The sequence below is a fragment of the Streptomyces sp. 13-12-16 genome (genome assembly GCF_002114215.1).
In the GTDB taxonomy this organism is placed as follows: domain Bacteria; phylum Actinomycetota; class Actinomycetes; order Streptomycetales; family Streptomycetaceae; genus Streptomyces.
In genome coordinates this window covers 1-3,034 of record NZ_NCTE01000203.1, presented here as the reverse complement: position 1 = coordinate 3,034, position 3,034 = coordinate 1, and the positions used below count along the sequence as shown (strand labels likewise).

Genomic DNA, 3,034 nt, shown 5'->3' with positions numbered 1-3,034 from the left:
CGACATCACCTTCCCGCTGTACTGGCGCCTCCTGCCGGAGAGCGAGTCCACCGCGGCCCTGGGCTGGTGGACCGTACGGGACTGGCCCGGCGCCCTGTCCGTCACCCTGATCGGCGTGCTGTTCGTCGCCCTCATCGTGCTCTGCGCTCCCGCGCTCGCCCGGCTCCAGGCCTGGCCCGGACGGCGGCTGCTCGGCCCGGCCCCCGGGACCGACCTCGTCCTGCGGGTCGCCGAACTCACCGCCACCCGGGCCGCCGCACTCGACGCCCACGCCACCGAACTGCGCCGCGTCGAGCGGGCGCTGCACGACGGCACGCAGAACCGGATCGTCGCGGTCACCGTGCTGCTCGGCGCGGCCCGCCGCGCCCTGACCCGCAACCCCTCCGAGGCCGACGCCGTGCTCGAACGTGCCCAGGAGGCCGCCGAACAGGCGCTGGCCGAACTGCGGGCGGTCGTCCGCTCCATCCTCCCGCCGGTCCTGGCCGACCGCAGTCTGCCCGACGCCCTCACCGCCCTGGCGGCCGACTGCCCGGTGCCCTGCCGCGTCGACGCCGACGTACCCGGCCGGTGCGCGGCGTCCGTGGAGGCGACGGCGTACTTCGTGGTCGCCGAGGCCCTCAGCAACATCGCCAAGCACAGCGGCGCCCGCGACGCCCGTGTCGTCGTGCGCCGCCTGGAGGACCGGCTGCACGTGGAGATCCACGACGACGGCCACGGCGGAGCGGACGAGCGGAACGGGTCCGGGCTCACCGGCATCCGCCGACGCACCGAGGCGCACGACGGAACACTGGAACTGGCCAGCCCTCCCGGCGGCCCCACCACCCTGAAGGTGAACCTGCCATGCGGATCGTGATCGCCGAGGACGACGCCCTGCTGCGCGAGGGGATGGCCCTGCTGCTGCGCGCCGAGTCCCTGGACGTGGTGGCCACGGCCGAGGACCCCGACGCCTTCCTGGCCGCCGTGGACGAGGAGAAGCCGGACGTCGCCATCGTCGACGTCCGGATGCCGCCCACCCACACCGACGAGGGGATCACCGCGGCCGTGGAGGCCCGGCGGCGCCGGCCCGGACTCGCCGTCCTCGTCCTGTCCGCCTACGTCGAGCAGGCCTTCGCCACCGACCTGCTCGCCCAGGGCAGCGCCCGGCTCGGCTATCTGCTCAAGGAACGGGTCGGCCGGGTCGAGGAGTTCCTCGACGCGCTGCACCGGGTGGCGGACGGCGGCACCGCCATCGATCCCGAGGTCGTCGCCCAACTGCTCACCCGCAGCCGTCCGGACGCCCGGCTGCGGCGGCTCAGCCCGCGGGAACGGGACGTGCTGGCGCTGATGGCCGAGGGGCTGGGCAACACGGCCATCGCCGAACGGCTCGTCGTCACCGACGGCGCCGTCCACAAACACATCCGCAACATCTTCGCCAAGCTCGATCTGGCGCCGACCGACCGCGCGGACCGCCGGGTCGCGGCCGTGCTGCACTATCTGGAGGACGCCCGGCGCCGGGCCTGACCCGGCGGGCCGGACGCCGGCGGGTTACGCAGCCAGCCGCTCGGCGAGGGACTTGGCCCTGATGGCCGCGTCGTGGTGGGCGCGCTCGCGGGAGCTCTCGAAGAGCGGGACCAGCTCGGCCATCGCCGGGTTCTGCGCGGCCATGGTCAGCTCCGGGACGATGAAGTCGAGGTCGAGGCCGAGGAAGTCGACCAGCACCGCCCGCAGGTAGTTCTGGACGTACTCGTAGCCCTCGCGCGGGGTGCCCGGCGCGTAGGAACCGCCGCGACTGGCGATCACGGTGACCGGGGTGCCCTTGGCGGAGGGGCTCTCGCCCGCGGTGCGGCCCATCAGGGCCACGTTGTCCAGCCACGCCTTGAGCGTGGAGGGGATCGTGAAGTTGTACATCGGGGCGCCGATCAGCAGCGCGTCCGCCCGCTCGAACTCCTCGATCAGCTCCAGGCGCCCGGCGAAGGCGGCGGCCTGCCCGGGGGTGTGCGCGGCGGGGTCCGCGAAGCCCGCCGTGTGGGCGTCGGCGGTGAGGTGCGGAACGGGGTTCGCGGCGAGGTCGCGGTAGATCACCGTGCCCTCGGGGTGCTGCTCCTCCCAGGCCTTGCGGAAGGTCTCCGCCACGGCGCGGGACGAGGAGGCGGACGCCGGGAAGACGGAGGAGTCGATGTGCAGAAGGGTGGCCATCAGGGGTTTCTCCCATGGGTGCAGGGGCGGGAGCGTCACGACGCCGCCGCTGAAGTTTCGTACTCGACTATGAATAACACAGGTACTTACTTTTTTTCACCCCCTTGCGGAGGCGTAGTACCCTGGGCGCATGGCGGTCGAGCAGGCGCATGGGACAGAGGCGTGCAAGAAGGTGGACGGCGGCATCACCCGCGTCTTCCAACTGCTCGGAAAGCGCTGGACCGGCCCGATCGTGGCCGTGCTGGTGGAGCAGCCGGCGTACTTCGCCGATCTGCGCCGGGCCGTCCCCGGCATCAGTGAGCGCATGCTCTCCGACCGGCTGACGGAACTGGGCGCCGCGGGACTCCTGGTCCGCGAGGTCGACGAGGGACCGCCGCTGCGGGTCACCTACCGGCTGACGGAGTCGGGCGCGGCGCTGGGGCCCGCGCTCAAGGAACTCGGCAAGTGGGCCGAGACGCATCTGCCCGAGGGCGGGCCCTGTACGGAGCCGACGGGCTGCTGAGGCCGCCGGCCCTTCGGACTACTCCTCGAACAGCGTCTCCTGCTCGCCCTCCTTGGCCTTCCGCAGCCGCCGGACGCGCGCCCCCACCGTCATCGTCGTGACCGCCGCGGTCACCGCGAAGGCCGCCGGGATCATCCAGTTCCGGTTGACCGCGTGGCCGAGGGCGTGGTCCAGGGAGAGCCGGCCGGGACCCGTGACGGCGAGGCCGGCGGCCGTCAGGCCCAGGGACGCGGCGTACTCGAAGCCGCCCTCCTGGTTGAAGAAGCCGTTGGGCGCGTGCACGGCGGACGCGCCCGCCATCGCGCCGGCCGCCGCGGCGCCCGCCGCCGGGGTGGCCAGACCGAGCGCGAGCAGCAC

5 protein-coding genes are annotated in these 3,034 nt (G+C 73.4%); 3 read left to right on the top strand and 2 right to left on the bottom strand.

The features are described 5' to 3' along the window. On the top strand, positions 1-853 hold an 853-nt coding region (locus B7767_RS09515), incomplete at its 5' end, for a sensor histidine kinase (protein WP_085571804.1). Continuing rightward, positions 841-1,500 (top strand): response regulator transcription factor, encoded by a 660-nt coding sequence (locus tag B7767_RS09510; protein WP_085571803.1) that lies wholly within the window; start codon positions 841-843, stop codon positions 1,498-1,500. The genes B7767_RS09515 and B7767_RS09510, both read left to right, overlap by 13 nt. A 24-nt stretch (positions 1,501-1,524) precedes the next feature. Here B7767_RS09510 and B7767_RS09505 read toward each other — a convergent pair whose 3' ends face one another. Then, positions 1,525-2,175 carry an FMN-dependent NADH-azoreductase gene (locus B7767_RS09505; protein WP_085571802.1) on the bottom strand — a complete coding sequence of 217 codons (651 nt, stop codon included), beginning with the start codon at positions 2,173-2,175 and terminating at the stop codon, positions 1,525-1,527. A 130-nt stretch (positions 2,176-2,305) separates the two neighbouring features. On the opposite strand from B7767_RS09505, the gene B7767_RS09500 reads away from it, so the two are divergent. Then, positions 2,306-2,677: a helix-turn-helix domain-containing protein gene (locus tag B7767_RS09500; protein WP_085571801.1), complete on the top strand. Its 372-nt coding sequence runs from the start codon at positions 2,306-2,308 to the stop codon at positions 2,675-2,677. Positions 2,678-2,695: 18 nt separating this feature from the next. On the opposite strand, the gene B7767_RS09495 is transcribed toward B7767_RS09500, so the two are convergent. Then, positions 2,696-3,034, bottom strand: a 339-nt coding sequence (locus B7767_RS09495) for a DoxX family protein (protein ID WP_143652306.1), incomplete at its 5' end; no start/stop codon positions are given.

Coding starts and splice junctions, on each gene's coding strand:
- B7767_RS09510 (WP_085571803.1), top strand. CDS start 841: ATGCGGATCGTGATCGCCGAGGACGACGCCCTGCTGCGCGAGGGGATG.
- B7767_RS09505 (WP_085571802.1), bottom strand. CDS start 2,175: ATGGCCACCCTTCTGCACATCGACTCCTCCGTCTTCCCGGCGTCCGCC.
- B7767_RS09500 (WP_085571801.1), top strand. CDS start 2,306: ATGGCGGTCGAGCAGGCGCATGGGACAGAGGCGTGCAAGAAGGTGGAC.